Source organism: Bacillus sp. BPN334 (assembly GCF_008368885.1).
Taxonomy (GTDB): domain Bacteria; phylum Bacillota; class Bacilli; order Bacillales; family Bacillaceae_G; genus Bacillus_A; species Bacillus_A wiedmannii.
The window spans coordinates 112,392-132,098 of sequence record NZ_QOZW01000006.1 but is presented as its reverse complement, the minus strand read 5'-3'; the positions used below and the strand labels follow the sequence as shown (position 1 = coordinate 132,098).

At 36.3% G+C, this 19,707-nt stretch carries 21 protein-coding genes; 3 read left to right on the top strand and 18 right to left on the bottom strand.

Annotated elements, in window-relative coordinates; genetic code table 11:
* Positions 1-355: 355 nt before the first annotated feature.
* The gene (locus tag DN393_RS07515) at positions 356-1,234 is read right to left on the bottom strand and encodes a YitT family protein (RefSeq protein ID WP_000435955.1); all 879 of its coding nucleotides are present in this window, start codon (positions 1,232-1,234) and stop codon (positions 356-358) included.
* 149 nt (positions 1,235-1,383) lie between these two features.
* On the opposite strand from DN393_RS07515, the gene DN393_RS07510 reads away from it, so the two are divergent.
* Positions 1,384-1,638: a DUF2624 domain-containing protein gene (locus DN393_RS07510; protein ID WP_001048965.1), complete on the top strand. Its 255-nt coding sequence runs from the start codon at positions 1,384-1,386 to the stop codon at positions 1,636-1,638.
* 26 nt (positions 1,639-1,664) lie between these two features.
* On the opposite strand, the gene DN393_RS07505 is transcribed toward DN393_RS07510, so the two are convergent.
* Positions 1,665-2,561 (bottom strand): deoxyribonuclease IV, encoded by an 897-nt coding sequence (locus tag DN393_RS07505; RefSeq protein WP_064474780.1) that lies wholly within the window; start codon positions 2,559-2,561, stop codon positions 1,665-1,667.
* A 190-nt stretch (positions 2,562-2,751) separates the two neighbouring features.
* Entirely contained in the window at positions 2,752-4,062 is a 1,311-nt protein-coding gene (locus DN393_RS07500; protein ID WP_000194012.1) for a DEAD/DEAH box helicase, read from the bottom strand.
* Between the two features lie 180 nt (positions 4,063-4,242).
* Between DN393_RS07500 and vrrA the strand changes: the two genes are divergently transcribed.
* Positions 4,243-4,983, top strand: a complete 741-nt coding sequence (gene vrrA, locus DN393_RS07495) for a VrrA/YqfQ family protein (RefSeq protein ID WP_098102398.1) — start codon at positions 4,243-4,245, stop codon at positions 4,981-4,983.
* Positions 4,984-5,072: 89 nt separating this feature from the next.
* Positions 5,073-6,023, top strand: coding sequence for a 4-hydroxy-3-methylbut-2-enyl diphosphate reductase (locus DN393_RS07490; protein ID WP_000706674.1), 951 nt, complete (start codon positions 5,073-5,075; stop codon positions 6,021-6,023).
* Positions 6,024-6,063: 40 nt separating this feature from the next.
* On the opposite strand, the gene DN393_RS07485 is transcribed toward DN393_RS07490, so the two are convergent.
* From DN393_RS07485 to DN393_RS07420, 15 genes are all read right to left on the bottom strand, one after another.
* Complete coding sequence (locus DN393_RS07485) at positions 6,064-7,185, bottom strand: Nif3-like dinuclear metal center hexameric protein (RefSeq protein WP_088048100.1); 1,122 nt, start codon at positions 7,183-7,185, stop codon at positions 6,064-6,066.
* Positions 7,182-7,889 (bottom strand): tRNA (adenine(22)-N(1))-methyltransferase, encoded by a 708-nt coding sequence (locus DN393_RS07480; protein ID WP_064474777.1) that lies wholly within the window; start codon positions 7,887-7,889, stop codon positions 7,182-7,184. The genes DN393_RS07485 and DN393_RS07480 overlap by 4 nt, the downstream gene beginning before the upstream one ends.
* 165 nt (positions 7,890-8,054) lie before the next feature.
* Positions 8,055-8,411 carry a cytochrome c550 gene (gene cccA, locus DN393_RS07475; RefSeq protein WP_000828147.1) on the bottom strand — a complete coding sequence of 119 codons (357 nt, stop codon included), beginning with the start codon at positions 8,409-8,411 and terminating at the stop codon, positions 8,055-8,057.
* A gap of 385 nt (positions 8,412-8,796) precedes the next feature.
* Positions 8,797-9,924 (bottom strand): RNA polymerase sigma factor RpoD, encoded by a 1,128-nt coding sequence (rpoD, locus tag DN393_RS07470; protein ID WP_000764061.1) that lies wholly within the window; start codon positions 9,922-9,924, stop codon positions 8,797-8,799.
* Positions 9,925-9,983: 59 nt separating this feature from the next.
* Positions 9,984-11,780, bottom strand: coding sequence for a DNA primase (gene dnaG / locus DN393_RS07465; protein WP_064474776.1), 1,797 nt, complete (start codon positions 11,778-11,780; stop codon positions 9,984-9,986).
* Between the two features lie 330 nt (positions 11,781-12,110).
* Positions 12,111-12,266, bottom strand: a complete 156-nt coding sequence (locus DN393_RS31455; protein ID WP_169833821.1) for a hypothetical protein — start codon at positions 12,264-12,266, stop codon at positions 12,111-12,113.
* A gap of 367 nt (positions 12,267-12,633) precedes the next feature.
* Entirely contained in the window at positions 12,634-13,446 is an 813-nt protein-coding gene (locus tag DN393_RS07460; RefSeq protein ID WP_064474775.1) for a pyruvate, water dikinase regulatory protein, read from the bottom strand.
* A 29-nt stretch (positions 13,447-13,475) separates the two neighbouring features.
* The gene (locus DN393_RS07455; RefSeq protein ID WP_000583755.1) at positions 13,476-14,108 is read right to left on the bottom strand and encodes a transcriptional regulator CcpN; all 633 of its coding nucleotides are present in this window, start codon (positions 14,106-14,108) and stop codon (positions 13,476-13,478) included.
* A 107-nt stretch (positions 14,109-14,215) separates the two neighbouring features.
* Positions 14,216-14,962, bottom strand: a complete 747-nt coding sequence (recO, locus tag DN393_RS07450) for a DNA repair protein RecO (protein WP_000487012.1) — start codon at positions 14,960-14,962, stop codon at positions 14,216-14,218.
* Positions 14,963-14,995: 33 nt separating this feature from the next.
* Positions 14,996-15,139, bottom strand: a complete 144-nt coding sequence (locus DN393_RS07445) for a YqzL family protein (RefSeq protein ID WP_000883924.1) — start codon at positions 15,137-15,139, stop codon at positions 14,996-14,998.
* A 176-nt stretch (positions 15,140-15,315) separates the two neighbouring features.
* Positions 15,316-16,221 carry a GTPase Era gene (gene era, locus DN393_RS07440; protein WP_001080239.1) on the bottom strand — a complete coding sequence of 302 codons (906 nt, stop codon included), beginning with the start codon at positions 16,219-16,221 and terminating at the stop codon, positions 15,316-15,318.
* Positions 16,214-16,612 carry a cytidine deaminase gene (locus tag DN393_RS07435; RefSeq protein ID WP_001086294.1) on the bottom strand — a complete coding sequence of 133 codons (399 nt, stop codon included), beginning with the start codon at positions 16,610-16,612 and terminating at the stop codon, positions 16,214-16,216. Before DN393_RS07435 ends, era begins: the two co-directional genes overlap by 8 nt.
* A 99-nt stretch (positions 16,613-16,711) precedes the next feature.
* Positions 16,712-17,065 carry a diacylglycerol kinase family protein gene (locus DN393_RS07430; protein WP_048562281.1) on the bottom strand — a complete coding sequence of 118 codons (354 nt, stop codon included), beginning with the start codon at positions 17,063-17,065 and terminating at the stop codon, positions 16,712-16,714.
* Positions 17,062-17,532 (bottom strand): rRNA maturation RNase YbeY, encoded by a 471-nt coding sequence (ybeY, locus tag DN393_RS07425; protein ID WP_000054689.1) that lies wholly within the window; start codon positions 17,530-17,532, stop codon positions 17,062-17,064. Before ybeY ends, DN393_RS07430 begins: the two co-directional genes overlap by 4 nt.
* The gene (locus DN393_RS07420) at positions 17,529-19,673 is read right to left on the bottom strand and encodes an HD family phosphohydrolase (protein ID WP_088048099.1); all 2,145 of its coding nucleotides are present in this window, start codon (positions 19,671-19,673) and stop codon (positions 17,529-17,531) included. The genes ybeY and DN393_RS07420 overlap by 4 nt, the downstream gene beginning before the upstream one ends.
* Positions 19,674-19,707: the final 34 nt, after the last annotated feature.

Below are 19,707 nucleotides of genomic sequence, written 5' to 3'. Positions count from 1 at the left end.
ATATCTATTTGAATTATAGTACAGCTTATTATAGTTGTAAACCAATCTGCCTAAAATATATCAATTTTTTCAAGAAACCTTACTATTATAACAAAAAGCAGAGAAAAATTCTCTGCTTTCGAAAAGTATTCCTATAAAGTGAAACTTTAATCAGTGGGGGTTTTCTTCATCCCCCACTGATTATTAGTTGAACCAATCGGACTTTTATGGGCAGTTGATCCCCCACCTAACTTCTTTGCTTTCGCTGAATTTTGAGGTGGGGGTCTTACTGCCCATTAAAGCGGGATAAAATGAAACCTTAATCAGATGAGGCCATCCCCTAACGATTGGCGAGGGCTTTTTCTGGATAATTTTTCTAGTGGATAGCTGATTTAAACTTGCCACCATTTGTCTCTTGTGTATTCATAATCGTAACAAACGCATTCGCATCAATTTCATACACAATTGATTTTAACTTCGTCACTTCCAGACGCGTTACAACTGCATAAATAACTTCTTTTTCTTTATCCGTGTAACCGCCTTTCGCTACAAGCTTTGTAGTTCCACGACCAAGACGATGCAAAATCGCATTTGATACTTCCTCATATTGATCTGATACAATTAAAACTGCTTTCGTTTCATCTAAACCTTGAATAACTGTATCAATTGTTTTGAATGCGATATAGTACGTCATAACAGAATACATAGCTTGTTCAACACCAAATACAAATGCTGCCCATGCAAAAATGAATAAGTTCACAAACATTACAAATTCGCCAACAGAGAAAGGTAATTTCTTCGTTAATAAAATACCCATGATTTCTGTTCCGTCCATTGATCCACCATGGCGAATAACGAGCCCTACACCAATCCCTAAAATAAGACCACCAAACACTGTTGCTAAAATTGGCTCTGTTGTAAATGGCGGAACAGCATGTAACGTTGATTCAATAAACGCTAAAGCTACAATACCGAACGCCGAAGATAGCATAAACGTTTTTCCGATTTGCTTATAACCTGAATACATAAATGGGATATTGAGAATAACGACTAAAGTAGAGAAACTTAACCACCAAATATTAGGAGTAAGATAATCTAATATAAGAGAAATACCAATAATTCCACCATCAATAATTTTATTTGGCATTAAAAATAGTTCAATCGCTACCGCTGCGCATGCTGCCCCAAAAATAATCATAACTAAACGATAAATAAGATGGATAACACTTTCTTTTCGATGTTGCTTTTGTTCCATAAGTCCTCCTTATACTCTTTTTCTATAGTTTCGTCCTTATATTATAACATACGCTTCTTTTTCTCATGAAAAAAGAAACTCTACGCGAATATGTACAAGCTACGTACTCATATATTTCGATAGAAGAACGTGTGAAGGAGGATAACTCAATGAACCTCATTAAACAACTTGTAAATAAAAAATTAAATCATATTTCTACAAAAGAGTTATTGAAATATAGTAAAGAGTATGAAGTTTCTATTACGACTGCACAAGCGGATCAAATTGTTTTACTTATGAAAGGTAAGAATATTAACATTTACGATAATGACGAACGGCTAGAGCTCTTAAAACAAATAGCAAAAGTAACCTCCCCTGCTACTGCCCAACAAGTAAATACTTTATTTCAGCAACTACTAAAATAAGGAGGGGAAAATCCCCTCCTTATTTCTTATTGCGCTTTAATTTTCTCAAGAATTCCTTCATCAAAAGTACCATTTTTCAGCATTTCGATTTCTAATTTATATGGCGGCTTCTTATCTTTTTTATCTTCACCTACATATGGCGTTTCAAGAATTTTTGGTACGTGCATTAACTGCGGATGATGTACAATATGATGTAACGCTTTATAACCGATATGACCGAAGCCGATATTTTCATGACGGTCCTTTCCTGCGCCGCATACATTTTTACTATCATTAATATGAAGTACTTGCAAACGATCCATACCAACAATCTTATCAAATTCGTTTAATACGCCGTCAAAATTATTTACAATATCATATCCTGCATCGTGCGTATGACACGTATCAAAGCATACTGATAATTTTTCATTATATTTTACACCATCAATAATCTTTGCAATTTCTTCAAAGCTACGACCGCATTCTGTTCCTTTTCCTGCCATCGTTTCTAACGCAATGTTAACCGTCTGCTCTGACGTTAATACTTCATTAAGCCCTTTAATAATTTGTTGAATACCAGCATCCGCTCCTGCACCAACGTGCGCACCTGGGTGAAGAACGATTTGTTTCGCTACACCTAATGCCGATGTTCTTTCAATTTCCATGCGAAGGAAGTCTACACCTAATTGGAATGTTTCTGGCTTCGTCGTATTCCCAAGATTAATAATATATGGTGCATGTACGATAATTTCCTCAATACCGTTTAGTTCCATATGTTTTCTTCCTGCTTCTATGTTCAATTCTTCAATTGGTTTTCTTCGTGTATTTTGCGGTGCACCTGTATAAATCATAAACGTCGTTGCACCGTATGAAACAGCCTCTTCACTTGCTGCTAATAACATTTTCTTACCACTCATAGAAACATGAGATCCAATCTTTAACATACAATCACCTCTTCAATATACAATAGATATAATGATAGCATAATTTGTAGAAATATGTAGCGAATTGTTTGTTCCTAAAACACTACGCAAATTGTAACTAGCTACACCGAAACTTTAATCAGTGTTTTTCCATTCCCCACCGATTATTATCCCGCAAATAGCCGGATAAAAAAAGATAAGGGGGCTCCCCTTATCTTTTTTTATTGCTATATTTTTTCTTGACTTTGTCACGTTCTGTTGCAAGTTTACGTTTATAGTTTGGTTTTACTTTTTTCGGCTTTTTAATAACTTTCGTTGCCATAACGTCAAGTTCATCATTTGGTTTTTTACGGCTCTTACGACGACGACGTTCACCTAAATCCGCCCACTCATCTCCGCGTAACTCTACATGCTTGAACTCAATATGACGTTGTTTTTCTAAACTATCTAACGCTTCTTCATTTGCTGGATCATAAATCGTCACTGCAATACCTGAATGCCCCGCACGTGCTGTTCTTCCAACGCGGTGAACGAAGAAATCTAAATCTGATGGAAGTTCGTAGTTAATAACATGACTAATTCCTTCAATATCAATACCACGTGCTGCTAAATCAGTTGCAACAATATATTGGAATTCAAGATCACGAATTTGTTTCATCATTTTTTTACGATCACGCGGTGATAAATCTCCGTGAATTCGTCCAACTTTTAAGCCACGTTCCATTAATCCGTCAGCAACCTGATCCGCCATCTTCTTCGTATTCGTGAAAACAACTGCTAAATACGGTTTAAATTGTAGCAACATTTTGTTCACTAAATCGATTTTGTTACGATGTTTAGAAGGTACTAAATAATGCTCAATATTCCCAGCCGCAACTTGTTTTGGATTGATATGAATATGCTCTGGATTCTCCATATATTTCTTCAGAAACGGTTTTAGTTTTTGAGGAATTGTTGCAGAGAAAACTAGCATTTGCAAGTTTCTAGGCATGCGTGATGCAATTTTGTCTACATCATGAATGAATCCCATATCAAGCATTAAGTCTGCTTCATCGACAATAATAGTATTTGCTTTATGAACAAATAATGCTTGCGCTTCTACTAAATCTTTAATACGTCCTGGTGTTCCAACTACAATATGAGGTTGTTTTTTCAACTTTTCAATTGATCGTTGTTTATCAGTTCCACCAATTAAACAACGTGCTGTAATCATTTGATCTTCCGCACAAAACTTTGTTAATTTCACGATTTCTTCGTAAATTTGTTGTGCTAACTCACGAGTAGGCGCTGTAATAACAAGTTGTACTTCTTCACGACTTGCATTAATTCTGTTCAATGTAGGAAGTAAGTATGCATGTGTTTTCCCAGAACCTGTTTGGGATTGTCCAATTACACTTACACCTTTTTTCACGACCGGGAAAATTTTCTTTTGAATTCCTGTCGGTTCTGTAAAGCGTAGTTCACGAACTGCATCTATTAAAAATGGTTTAAAATCATACTGTGTAAAAGTTTGTTGTGTCATAAGTTACACCTTCTTTCTAAATTTCTACTGCGCGCACAAATCAGTCAAGTCTACATTATATCGAAATCTACAAGTAAAATCCATCTTTAGTTTAGGTTTTTCCTTCAAAAACTAACCTTCTTCCCTCTTATTGCATATTGTATGTGTATATACCTAACTGAAGAAAGGAGGATTTCTCACATGTTTCCAAAATCCCCCACAAGGCAAATGTATCCGAATCAAGGACAACAACCTTATACACCATATCCAATTCCACAGCTACCACCGATGGCACAAAAAAAGAAAGGGTTCCTTGCTAAACTCTTTAAAAAACACGATCCAACCGAGCCTTTCATGCAAATGGTTCCACCTTATCGACAAATGGAAGGACCGCCGCCAATGATGCACCAGCAACCACCGCCCCAATATCAACAACAATACCAATACCAATACCAACAACAATACCCGCAGCAATACTCACAACAATATCAACCATACATGCAGCAACATCCAGAGCAAATGATCCCCCCTCAAATGTATGAATCAAATGAAACGCGCGGCGGTGCAGCAACTACAGCAGCATCAAGTAGCGGCATCGGCAGTTTTTTTGCAAATTTAATTTCGAATCCAACTAATATGATAAACAATATTGAAAAAGTATCCCAAGTCGTTCAATCTGTAAGCCCTGTCGTCGAACAGTACGGTCCTATTATGCGTAACCTACCAAGCATTGTTAAAATCCTCACCTCTGGAAAAAGTACGGAAGAAGATCCAACTGAAAATCCAACTGAAGACATAACAGAAAAGGTTGAGGTAGCAACTCCGCCTCCTCCACAAAAAAAAAGAAAAAGAAAAAAAATAGTGATTGAGCCTGTCATAGAAAAGGAATTACGAGAGGAGCCTGTTCAAAAAATAGCAACAAAACCAAAACTATATGTGTAACAATCCTTTGTTTTCTATCCACTCCTCCTTTATAATGTAAAAGACTATGCACAAAAGTATCTCTTGTTTAGAAGGAGAGGATTACTCATATGAAAATTGTTAAAATTTCCCCTCGTGGTTATTGCTACGGTGTTGTGGACGCGATGGTTATTGCACGTAACGCCGCATTAGATACATCATTACCAAGACCTATTTATATTTTAGGTATGATTGTTCACAACAAACATGTAACAGATGCATTCGAAGAAGATGGCATCATTACATTAGACGGTCCAAGTCGATTAGAAATTTTAGATAAAATCGAATCTGGTACTGTTATTTTCACTGCACACGGCGTTTCTCCAGAAGTTAAACAACGTGCAAAAGAAAAAGGTTTAACGACAATCGATGCCACTTGTCCAGATGTTACAAAAACACATGACCTTATTGAAGCAAAGAAAGCTGAAGGTTACCATGTCATTTATATCGGCAAAAAAAATCATCCAGAACCAGAAGGCGCAGTTGGTATTGCACCTGACATCGTTCACCTTATCGAAAGAGCTGATGATTTAAAAACATTAGAAATTCCAACAGATAAAATTTTAGTTACAAATCAAACAACGATGAGCCAATGGGATGTTCAACATTTAATGGAGGACATTCAGAAGAAATTCCCAACAGCAGAATTCCATAAGGAAATTTGTTTAGCAACTCAAGTTCGCCAAGAAGCTGTCGCTAAACAAGCTGATGTTGCAGACTTAACAATTGTTGTCGGTGATCCGAAAAGTAACAACTCAAACCGTTTAGCACAAGTATCACAAGAAATCGCTGGTACGAAAGCATACCGCGTTGCAGACGTAAGTGAGATTAAATTAGAGTGGCTACAAGGTGTAGAAAACGTAGCTGTTACAGCAGGTGCTTCTACTCCAACTCCAATTACAAAAGAAGTTATCGCTTTCTTAGATCAATATGATCCAATGAATCCCGCTACATGGGAGAGAGTTCGAAAAGTACCATTACAAAAAATATTACCTCGTGTAAAAGTGAAAAAAGAACAATAATAAAAACCGTTGCCTATATGAGCAACGGTTTTTATTTTTCTTATACAAATGTAAATGGATCTGTATGTAATTGCGAAGCATGAATGTGTACATTGAGTTTCTTTTCATCCACTTTTTCTTGTAATTGCTTTTGTACCCCTTGCTTCATTACTTTTTCAACGTTATGTCCTGGGTCAACTATATTTAAACCGAGCATCATCGCATCATGAGCAACATGATAATACATGTCACCTGTTACATATACATCCGCTCCTTTAAATTTAGCCTGATTGATGTATTTGTTACCATCGCCACCAAGTACAGCTACTTTGCGCACTTTATCATTTAAATCCCCAACAACTCGTGCACCCTTTACATCTAATGATTTCTTTACATGTTCCGCAAACTGTCCAAGTGTCATTTCTTCTTGTAAATATCCTATTTTTCCAAGCCCTAATGTTTCACCTTTGTTATCAAGTGGATACACATCATATGCTACTTCTTCATATGGATGTGCAGTTACCATTGCTTTAATCACTTTTCGCTGTAGTGAAGCTGGAATTATCGTTTCGATTCGCACTTCTTCTACGTGTTCTAACTGCCCAGTTTCCCCGATATAAGGATTTGTTCCCTCTTGAGGTACAAACGTGCCTGTACCCTCGCTATTAAACGTACAGTGGCTATAATTGCCGATATGACCAGCACCTGCGTCTCCTAATACTTTTCGTACTTCTTCTGCATGAGTTACTGGCACAAACGCAACAACTTTTTTCATTTCTTCTGCATATGTCGGTGCCAAAACTTCTGTATTTTGCAATCCTAACGCCTCAGCAAGTAAATCATTTACCCCGCCCTTAGCAACATCCACATTTGTATGTGCTGCATAAATGGCAATATCATTTTTAATACACGTTTCAATAATTCTTCCGTACGCTTTATCTGTATGAATCGCTTTTAACGGATTAAAAATTAAAGGGTGATGCGCAATAATGAAATTCGCCCCTAATTGAATTGCTTCATCCACAACTTCCTCCGTTACATCTAACGCAATCAATACGTGTTGTACGGGTTTATTAAGCGCTCCAATTTGCAGGCCAACCTTATCTCCTTCCATCGCCAAATGCTTCGGATACATACTTTCAAATAAAGAAATAATTTCATGGCCATTTGGAATTTTACTCATGATAAAACCTCCCGTATCATTTTCATTTTCGCTTCTACTTCCACACGCTTCGCTTTTGTTTCTTTAGAATCAGCCGCACGTTCTAACTGCTTTAAAATATTTTGGAAGTTTTTCAATTCCCCTTCCCATTTTTCAACGAAAGCTTCACCTTTTTCTTTTATTAAAAATGGCCCCATAAATAATTCCGCTTGTTTATTTTCAGAATAAGGCACCACGATGTTTCCTCGCTCGCCTACTAAAATCTCGTAAATTTTCCCATCTTCTTTTACGATTTTTTCATGGATAAGCTCCCATCCATTCTCAATAAACCATTCACGAATATGATGCGCTGCAATATTCGGCTGTAAAATTAAACGAGTTACCCCTTCTAATTTTTCTTTACCACTTTCTAAAATGTCACGAATTAACGCTCCACCCATTCCAGCAACCGTAATTACATCTACTTCTCCTGGCGCGATAACAGCTAATCCATTCCCTTTACGCACATCTACTTTATCTTGTAAGCCACTTTCAGCTACAGTTGCTTGCGCAGAGCGAAATGGCCCATCTACAACCTCTCCAGCAACTGCTTTTGTAGCAATATTATTTATAATTGTATAACACGGTAAATACGCATGATCCGATCCAATATCAGCAACTGTAGATCCTGCCGGTATTTCACGCACAACTTCTTCTAATCGTTTTGAAAGCTTTACTTCATTCATGTATTTCCATTACTCCTTCTCTTGTCAGTCTGTCTCCATGATAATGAATTTATAGTAGTTGTTGCAAGCCTATAACAACAATTCCATTCTCTATCACTCATCGTATTTTAGAAAATATAGAAAAACAAGCCCTTTGCATAAGCAACAGGCTTGTTATACGGAACTTTATTTTTTCTTCGATAACCAATCAGCTACTTTAGCGGCTTGATCAGCTGGAACTATATTTGGTGGCATATTTCCTTTTCCTTTCGAAATAACTTCTTGAATCTCTTCTTTCGAAAGTTTCCCACCAATTTTTTGTAAATTAGGCCCTACTGCCCCTTGTAACTGATCACCGTGGCAGCTCGTACAGCTTTGCTTCACAATATCCTCTGGTTTTGATGCTGTTTGCGCTGGCTTCCCGCCATTTTTTGCATCAGCTAACTCTTTAGATTTATTTAGCCCCTGAAATGAAAATACAAACATAACGATAATACCTAATGCTGCAATAAGAGCGAACGGAATCAGCGGATTACGTTTCATATCTCTTCTCCCCCCTCTATACCCCTAAATAGTTAGATGATTCAGTCATTTCCATTGTACTTGAAAACGCTCTATCAGAAAAGAGTAAACTACTAATCGTCGAAAATATTCCATAAATTCAGTTTATTGTTTTTTATTGTTATATCGCTTATTATTTCGATAATTATTAACGTTTCTCATCATATTTTTCACTTTTCTACATATATTTTTGTATAGAATACACAAAATTAATCGAAAAATCGAAAAATGAGCATTTGCAAATCAAAAGACAATTCTGTAAAATAAATTACAAGAAATTGTAATCGTTGCCGATAGCTAAAGTTTAACAAAAGTTAACAAAATAAAAAAGTTTACTTCACAAAGGTGAAGTAAACTTAAAGGTAGCCTATTCTAAGAAATCCTTAAGACGCTTACTACGGCTTGGATGTCTTAATTTACGAAGTGCTTTTGCTTCAATTTGACGGATACGTTCTCTCGTTACGCCGAATACTTTCCCAACTTCTTCAAGCGTACGAGTTCGTCCATCATCTAAACCAAAACGAAGACGTAGAACATTTTCTTCACGATCTGTTAGGGTATCTAACACATCTTCTAATTGTTCTTTTAGCAATTCATACGCTGCATGGTCCGCAGGCGATGTTGCTTCTTGGTCTTCAATAAAATCACCTAAATGGGAGTCATCTTCTTCACCAATCGGTGTTTCAAGAGAAACTGGCTCCTGTGCAATTTTTAAGATTTCGCGTACTTTTTCTGGAGCAAGATCCATTTCTTCACCAATCTCTTCAGGAGATGGTTCGCGTCCTAAATCTTGTAGTAATTGACGTTGTACACGAATTAACTTATTAATCGTTTCAACCATATGAACTGGGATACGAATTGTTCGTGCTTGGTCTGCAATCGCACGTGTAATCGCTTGGCGAATCCACCAAGTTGCATACGTACTAAATTTGAAACCTTTACGATAATCGAACTTTTCAACCGCTTTAATTAGACCCATATTCCCTTCTTGGATTAAGTCTAAGAAAAGCATACCACGGCCCACGTAGCGCTTTGCAATACTTACTACAAGACGTAAGTTTGCTTCTGCCAGACGACGTTTCGCTTCTTCATCGCCTTCTTCAATACGCGTTGCAAGTCGAATTTCTTCTTCTGCGGATAGTAAATCTACACGACCAATTTCTTTTAAATACATACGAACAGGATCATTGATTTTAACCCCAGGTGGTACACTTAAATCATTAAGGTCAAATTCTTCTTCCGCTTTTGTAATTTGGCGATTATTAGGACCTTCGTCGTTGTCATTGTCACCAACTAAGTCAATTCCTTGTTCACCTAAATATTCATAGTATTCATCCATTTGATCGGATTCAATTTCAAATCCATTCATGCGTTCTGCAATCTCTTCATATGTAAGAACGCCACGTTTTTTTCCGAGCTCAGTGAGTTGTTCTTTCACTTGCTCAAGGGTCATTTCAGTTTCAATTTGTTTAGAACGAGCTGGTTTGTCAGCCATCTGTTCCCCTCCTTACGCGAGATACAAACATTCATTATACTAAAAATTTATCAAAAAAGCTATTTTCTCGCTTTTTGATTTTGTAAATATGCTACATAATATTTAGCAGCCTCTACAGGATCTGTTTTTTCCATTTGTTTTACCTTAAAGATGATTTCCATCTTTTCAAGTTTTTCTTGATGACGGTTGAGCGTCTCTAAATGGCCTTGTAACACTTCTTCTGTGTATTCTGGATTAATAAATTCATCCGTCGAAATATCAGTGATAATATTTTTCAACTTCTCATCAGAGAGCCAACTTAAAAATGTTCCGACTGAAGGTTCATTTCCCTTTTCATAATATGCGTATAGTTCATATAAAATCCCTTTATGTTCTTCTGTATGAAAATCTTCTATGTGGGATTCCATACGAACAGCCACTTCTGGACTTTGCAACATATGATAAATAATTTCTCTTTCTGCCCTTTCAAAACCTGTTAACTTCGGTTTTGTTTGAACAATTTGAGACGGCTTAGAAACCTGCTTTACTTGTTTTTGCTGTACCTTTTGTTCTTTGCGATATTGGTGCAATTGATTCAAAAGAGTTTCCATTGAATACGAAAATTCTTGCGATAATGACTTCAAATATGATTCTGCCTGCATCGCATCCTGTAGCAACGATAACTCTTTTAAAACACTTTTCACATATTCTTCTTTGCCAGACTCATCTTGCAAATTTTTCCCTAAACGCAAATAATTTATTTTAAAACCAACAAAACTTATACTTGATTTCACAAGATTTTCAAAAGCAGTTGTCCCATATTGTTGCACATATTCATCAGGATCAAGCTTATCTGGCAAGGATGTAACTTTCACTTGGCAACCAACTTTTAGCAATAATTGCCCTGCTTTCATCGTTGCTTCTCGCCCTGCTTTATCACCATCATAGCAAAGAACAACAGTTTCAACGTTACGTCGCAGAAGTTTTGCTTGTTCTTCAGTTAAAGCTGTTCCCATTGTCGCAACAGCTTCTTCCACACCACTTTTTACCGCAGCTAGTACGTCGGCATACCCTTCAAAAAGGACCACTTGCCCACGTTTTCTAATAAACGGCCTCGCTAGGTGGAAGTTATACAACAATTTACTTTTATGAAAAATTGGTGTTTCAGGGCTATTTAAATATTTCGGAGTGTCATCTCCTAACGCCCTTCCACTAAACGCTATCACTTTACCTTGTAACGTAGAGATTGGAAACATAACCCTTCCACGGAAGCGATCATAATGACTACCATCCTTCTCGCTTCTTATGAGAAGACCAGCTTGTTCCATACTAGACAGCGATAAACCTCTTTTTTGTAAAATTTTCGTTGCTGCATCCCAAGCAGGTGACGCATAACCAATTTCAAACTTCTCAATCATCTCTTTCGTAATACCACGTTTTAGCAAATACGAAAGTGCTTCATTTCCTTCTTCTGTATTTACCAATAAATGGTGATAATACTTTTTCAAAAGTTCATGAGCCTGTTGCATGATGACAGTGTCATCAGATATGTCTTCTTGTTGTCCTTGCCCTGATGTATACTCTGCAACCGCAATTCCATTTCTTTCACCTAGCTTTTGAACAGCCTCGGTAAAAGCCAATCCTTCCATTTTCATTAGAAAGGAAAATACATTTCCACCTTCTCCACATCCGAAGCAATGAAAAATTTGCTTATCAGATGAAACAGAGAATGAAGGAGAATTCTCACCATGAAATGGACAAAGGCCGAAATAGTTACGCCCCTGTTTTCTAAGTTGAACGTATTCACCAATCACTTCTACAATATCCGATGACGTCCGAATCTGTTCAACAACTTCTTCGGGAATTCTGTTCCCCATAAATCCATCTCCGTGTCGTATTTTGTATTCGATATAAATTAAAAAATTCCTTTATAATTCGACAATATTTTTTCTAAACTTATTAGAAAGTGTTGTCGATCACGTTATCAAACGATTTTGCAGGCCCTTTTCTGCGTAATTTCGCAGATACGTACCTACTATATAAAATTGTATCCATTTGCTCATCTGTTACAAATGTACCTCCTGGAGACAATACATATACACTTTTTTTACAAGAAGACTAGCAAGCACCATATCCTATGTGATCACGAGATCTGTTTCTTTTGCATGTTGATACATATAAAAAATCAACTTTAGCTTATTCAGCATCTACATAGATCCAATTTCCCTTGCTACTTCCTTAAACGATGAGCATACGATGTGACAAACAAAATTTCGACATGAACTTTCGTTCCAACTTGCACAATTTTCAGCATTCACAGGATATGCATCTGCATCAACTAATACGATATTGATGTTTTGCATATTTCTGTATTCTACATCCCTTCTGCGAATCCTTCCATAATGTGCGTTTTCTTGTATAGATTTTGTCGATTTAACGTAATTACATGTCTTTTCGTAAATCCTATCCCTAGTTTATTCTGAAAAATTAAAGTCTAAACGTAAAATATAGGTTTTTATCACAATTTTTTATTATAATATATTTTCTTCAACTACGCTACATATCCCTTTATTTTTTCATCTTCTATTTCAGGATAACGAAACCCTGCCTTTAGCATAATAAAAAGACAGAAGAATATAAGTATAACCACTCCGCTATAATCTATTACGAAATCAACAGGTATTGTGTTTCTCACGAGCGAAAAAAGCACATTCACCTTTGGTAAATGTGCTAAAACAATTTTTGGTTTTGCACTGCATTCACAATAATGTTGGCTGTTTCTTCAATCGCTTTATTCGATACATCAATTACTTGACAATTTATTTTACCAACTACATTCTCAAAGTGATCAATTTCTTCTTTAATACGATTAATATTGGCATATGTTGCACCGTCACTTAGTCCAAGTGATTTCAATCGCTCTTTTCGAATATGATTCAACTTATCTGGCGTAATTTTCAAACCGAAGCATTTTTCTTTAGCCACTTGATATAATTCTTCAGGCGGATCTACTTCTGGTACGAGCGGTACATTGGCAACTTTCAAACGTTTGTTATGAGCTAAATATTGAGAAAGTGGTGTTTTTGATGTGCGCGAAATTCCAATCAACACGATATCTGCTTTTAAAATACCACGTGCGTCTCTACCATCATCATACTTTACAGCAAACTCAATCGCTTCAATCTTTTTAAAGTATTCTTCATCTAATCTACGAACAACACCCGGCTCATATCTTGGTACTTGCCCTGTAATTTCTTCAATTTGATCGATAAGAGGCCCGATAATATCATATGCCTCTACGCCTTCTTTCGCAGCCTCTGTCACTAAATACTGACGCATGTCAGGCTTTACTAACGTAAAACAAATAAGCGCTTGATTGCCCTTAGCAATCGAAATCACTTCTTTTAATGTCCCTGTATCTTCTACATACGGTACACGTCTAATATCAGGAGCAAATGGGAATTGCCCCATCGCTGCTCGAACAACCAAATCAGCCGTTTCTCCAACAGAGTCAGATACGACATATACGATTTTATTATCCATTACATTACCTCACTTTAAACAAATTACACTTATTCGTTATTTACTAAGTTTACAAACGCACGTGTAATATTTGTTTTTGTAATTCGTCCAATCACTTCTAAACCTTGTTTCGTATCTTTTACAACTGGCATTGCATCAATCTGTCTTTCTATTAATTCCATCGCAATATCATATAAAGAATCTTCTCTACGACACATCGCAATGTTCGGCATCCTTGTCATGATAATATTAACCGGAAGAGAGGTTAAATCCTGCTTTCCAAGGCTAGCTCGTAATAAATCTTTACGAGATACAACGCCAACTAATAGCGTCGATTGATCTACAACGAACAATGTACCTACATCCTCTAAAAACATAGTACAAATCGCATCGTATACTGATACATTTTTATCAATTACAGCTGGTCTAGATTGATAATCTTGTACTTTAATTTTCTTAACAGCTTCAGATAATAGCTGCCCCCCGGTTTTACCCGTATAAAAATAACCTACGCGTGGACGCGCTTCTAAATAACCAGCCATCGTTAAAATTGCTAAGTCTGGTCTTAGCGTTGCACGTGTTAGTCCTAATTGCGCAGCAATTGACTCCCCTGTAATAGGACCGTGATCTTTTACAATCTGAATGATATGTTCTTGCCGTTTATTCAGCTCTATGATAATCACCACCTTTAATGCACAACGAAAAAAGTTATACTATCTCTTAAATATTATATACTAAATATGCTATTCGAAAAAGATAGGATGTAAAAAGGACCGTATACGGTCCCAAATTATATTTGAAACTTATCAAGTTGTTCTAAGAAACGTCTTGACTTCAAATAAATCCCGCAATATTCATCATAATATGTATTCAATACTAAACGCATTTGTTTTTTTGTGCTATCCTTCACTGATACATTGCCAAGTCTATGTAAATCGAAGTGGTAGAAAAGACGTAATAATTTATGAACAGCTTCCCCCACTGGTATACGATACTGGTCTTGCTCAGCATGACGCGAGCACAGAAAACCGCCTTCCCGGACAGAGAAGGCGACAAAATCTGTTTCTTGATGACAAATCGCACATGTATCAAAGTACGGGCGCATCCCTAATACCGGAAGCATTTTCGTTTGATAAATTAATGATAATACTTCTGAATCAACACCCTCACACATATAATGCAACGTTTGATATAACATTTCAAATAAATATGGATTATGTTTTTTATCTTCTGTTGCTTTATCAGTTAACTCAACAATAAATGATGCATAAGCAGTTAAAAATATATCCTCGCGAATTTCTTTCATAGTTGAAATAATCTCGCCTTGTTGCAAAGTTCCAAGTCCAGATCCCATTTGAATAAGAAAATTACCATGGGTCATAAGTTGCGAAACAGATGCTAACCGGCTTTTCGGTTTTTTCGCTCCTCTTGCCATTGCACTTACCTTACCCAATTCTCTTGAGAATATTGTAACAATCTTGTTCGTTTCTCCGTAATCTGTCGTACGGATAACGATGCCCTCAACTTTTTGAAACATGTTCGTCACCATCCAAGGTTTGAACAAAACGGGTCAAGAAATTGGAGAGTCTAGATGCGCTAGCTCCTCTTCATGTTGATCCATCTCATCGTTTACGTCTTTTTCCATTTCTTTCAAAAGCAAGTACGTTTCAATGCTTCCTGTTTTGGAGAAAAACTTCCAGGTAAAATCTAGCATAAGAATCCACCTTTCTCAATAAGCGTAGCCTATAAACCAATTTCCTTTGTTGTTATTAAATTGACCCATTTTGTCCATTTTCATGTGAGAAAAATTTTTCCTAATTTATCAAAACTTATAAAAACCAATAATCAGCGGATGAACAAAACATCCGCTGATTACAGCTTTACTCTATTTTAGTACTCGTCTTCGCGGAAACCAAGGTCACGAAGCTGAGACATTTTATTACGCCAATCCTTTTGCACTTTTACCCATACTTCTAAAAATACTTTAGAACCAAGTAGTGCTTCAATGTCAAAACGAGCTCGCTTACCGACTTCTTTTAACATCTTTCCTTGCTTACCTATAATAATTCCTTTTTGTGATGCACGTTCAACAACAATCGTTGCGTTTATATAAACCGCTCCGCCCTCACGTTTTTGAATTGCATCAATAACAACCGCTACAGAGTGCGGCACTTCTTCACGTGTTAAATGTAATACTTTTTCACGAATAAGCTCTGAAATAATAAATCGCTCTGGATGATCCGTTACTTGATTATCTGGGTAATATTGCGGTCCTTCTGGTAAATACTTTTTAATTGTTCCAATTAAAGCATCCACATTATTGCCGTCTAATGCAGAAATTGGTACAATCTCTGCAAACTCATATAGTTTACGGTATTGATCAATTAACTCTAACAATTGCTCTGGATGAAGTTGGTCAATTTTATTAATTACTAAAAATACTGGTTGTTTCGTTTCTTTTAATTTCTCAATAATAAATTCCTCACCACGACCAAATCCTTCAACTGCATTGACCATAAACAGAACAATATCAACTTCTTTTAATGTCGTTTGAGCCATCTTCACCATGAAGTCGCCTAATTTATGTTTAGGTTTATGTATTCCTGGTGTATCAATGAAAATTACTTGTGAATCATTTTCTGTATATACGCCTTGAATTTTATTACGAGTTGTTTGTGGCTTGTCACTCATAATGGCAATTTTCTGGCCGATAATACGATTTAAAAATGTAGATTTCCCAACATTCGGTCTGCCAATAATAGAGACAAAACCTGATTTATAACCTTTTCTATTCATGTAAATCCTCCGCTAAAAATGCTCCTGGTAACAATTCTCCGACTGTCGTCTCTTGAACGTCACCATGTAAATTTGATAGGTATACTTTCGTATCCTGTTTACATAATTCTACCATAACTTGTCGACATGCTCCACAAGGAGGTACTGGACGCTTTGTATCCGCCACAATCGCGATAGCTACAAACTCTTTATCTCCTTCAGAAACCGCCTTAAATAAAGCTGTTCTTTCTGCACAGTTACATAAGCCATATGATGCATTCTCAACATTACATCCACGATATACTTTTCCATCCTGTGTTAATAATGCTGCACCTACTTGAAATTTAGAATATGGTACGTACGCTTGTTTACGCGCTTCGATTGCTTCTTGAATTAATTGTTTACTATTCATATTCCCGCATCCTTCCTGTCCACAGCTGTGAATAGATACACTCTCTCATTAAAGGCCTTTACGGCACTTTCAAAGCTTCATAAAAGCTTTGGAATGCAACTATACCACATACGGCAAAAAGATAATAGCACCAATTATAACAGCTATTATCGCAAACAATAAAACCGATCCGGCTGCGACATCCTTTGCAATTTTCGCAAACGGATGTATATCGGTAGTCGCTAAATCTACTGTTTTTTCCACAGCCGTATTTACCATCTCTAAACTCATTACAATTCCTATTACAATAAGTAATACTGTCCACTCTACTTTCGTAATATGGAAATAAAAGCCGCAGCATATAACAATGACTGCGGCTAAATAATGAATTTTCATATTTCGTTCATGACGAAGACAAAAGAATATACCTGCTATAGCATATCCAAAACTATTTATAAGTTTTCCTTTTTTCATCGTCCTAATCCAAATGCCTCTAAAATTTCTTTTTGTCTTCCAAACATTTCTTTTTCATCCTCTTCTGTCATGTGGTCATAACCAAGTAAATGTAAAAAGCCATGTAACGCTAAAAAGCCAAGTTCACGATCAAAAGAATGTCCATACTCTTCAGCTTGTTCTTTCGCTCTCGGAATAGAAATAATAAGGTCACCTAACATACGAGGCATCTCTGCACCTACAATTTCCATTTCTCCTTCTCCCATTTCTTCCATAGCAAAGGAAATGACATCAGTAGGCTGATCCTTATCTCGGTAATCACGATTAATCTCGCGAATGCGTTCGTTATCTACAAATGTCACTGATAACTCCGCACCATCCTCTATTTTTTCCATTTGAGCTGCTTTTTCTAATATCTCACGAATTAAATTCACATATTCTTCTTTCACTTCTTCTGTTTCATCAATGAAATCAATTAATAAACTCATTCTTTCTCCTTCTCTTCCGGTGGTTCCGGATATGTAATACGCGAATGGAAAATACCATTTAACGTTTCACATAACGTTTTTCCAACGATTTGTAGTTCCTTAAACGTCAAATCACATTCACTAAATTGCCCATCTTGCAGGCGATCTTTAATAATACTTTGCACTAAATTATTAATTTGATCTGGCGTTGGGTGATTCATAGATCGTACCGCCGCCTCAACACTATCAGCAATACCAACAATTGCCGACTCTTTAGAAGTTGCTTTTGATCCCGGATAGCGAAACATCTCTTCTGTATATTTTTCTTTATCTTCTTTAATTGCCTTATAGTAAAAATATTTAAGTAATGTTGTACCATGGTGTTGTCCAGCAATATCGATAATTTCTTGCGGAATATGGTATTCTTCGAGCATTCTGACTCCATCTGTTACATGAGCAATGATAATATCTTTACTCGTCACAGGCTCTAATTTATCATGTGGATTTTCAATTCCCATCTGGTTTTCAATAAAGAATTGCGGTTGTACTGTTTTTCCTACATCATGATAATACGCCCCTACACGTGCTAATACACCATTTGCTCCAACCGCTTCACACGCTGCCTCAGAAAGATTCGCTACCATTACACTGTGGTGATACGTTCCTGGCGCTTCTAACAAAATTCTACGCAAAAGCGGATGATTCGGACTTGATAGTTCCATAAGCTTCATGCTTGATACAATTCCAAGTCCACTCTCTAAATATGGTAATATCCCCATAGCCAAAACGGATGAGATAATTCCTGAAACGGAAGCCATCAATAATTGCGTTCCAATTTCAAGAGGTGAAAAATTCCCATTACGTAATAATAATAACGCCGCTAAGACGACCACATTTAAGATAGAAACGAGTATACCAGCTTGCAAAATCATCGTACGACGATTTTTTTCTCTTAAGAAAATGCTTACTGATAATGAACTTAACAACACATAAATACCTACACTATAATTCAGTGTACTTGTTACCCCTTCATTAAACATAATACTTCCGCACACAGAAAAAATCATACTTGTTAAAAATACAAATCGATCGCCAATCATTAGTTTTACAAGTATTGTTCCCATCGCAACCGGGACAACATACGCAATTCCTGCATATTCAAGCTTTTGAAACAAACTAATCGTTTTCATTAAAACAATCGTGATAGACAAAATTGTAATATACGCTAAAATATATGGTCTATCTTCTCTTTTACGCTGTAAAAATACTTCAAACTGCTTATGCATAAAGTACAGTAACACACCAATGAGCACTGCTAATCCAACATAAGGCTGAAAACTATTACCTTTCTCTAATAAACCGACTAATTTCAACTGATTATACATATCACTTGAAATTGTTTCACCTTCTCTAACAATAACTTGTCCTTGAAGAATATAAACAGGTGGAACTAAATCTTCTTCCGCTTTCTTCTTCTCTTTCGTTACAGCCGGATCATAAAAATAATTTGCTGTAATTGCATATGATCCTAGCGCGTTCACAGCTTCCTTCAATCCGCTATTCACATTGAGGCTTTTCATTTCATTAACAAATCGCTCTTTTGCTGCTATTTCTTCGGACATTTTAATATTTCCACCCATAATAACACTAACAGACGTTAGAGCCGCGTTCTTTGCTAATTCTAATTGATCCGGTTCTGCATTAATAAAATATAATAAATTCTCATCAGATAATTCCTTTGTTAAATTAGATGGCAACTTCTTCTTCAACTTTTCTAATTTATTTGCATCAGTCATCTTTTTTTGCTCTTCAGGTCCAGCAGCTTTCATCTCTTGAATTGCTTCATTTACCTTAGCAAAAACATCATTTACAATATCTACTCTATTTTGTTTATATTCACTTCTATATGTATATTGATCCCCAACTTTTTGAGCGGCCTCTTGTTTTTTTCTGTCCGTTATAACCTTATCTTCAATTTTAATAGGAGAATGAATTGTTTTTTTTGCAATAGAATACATATCAACATCTAATTGCTCTGGTTTTACATTATTCATAAGTGCAAAAAACAACACTGCTCCTAATAAAACGTAAGAAATCCAACTTAGTTTTTTCGAATGTTGTAAATTACGAAACCACTTAGAAATTTCTTCAGATCTTAACATGATTTCAATACCTTCTCCTCTCCAGAAATAAAGT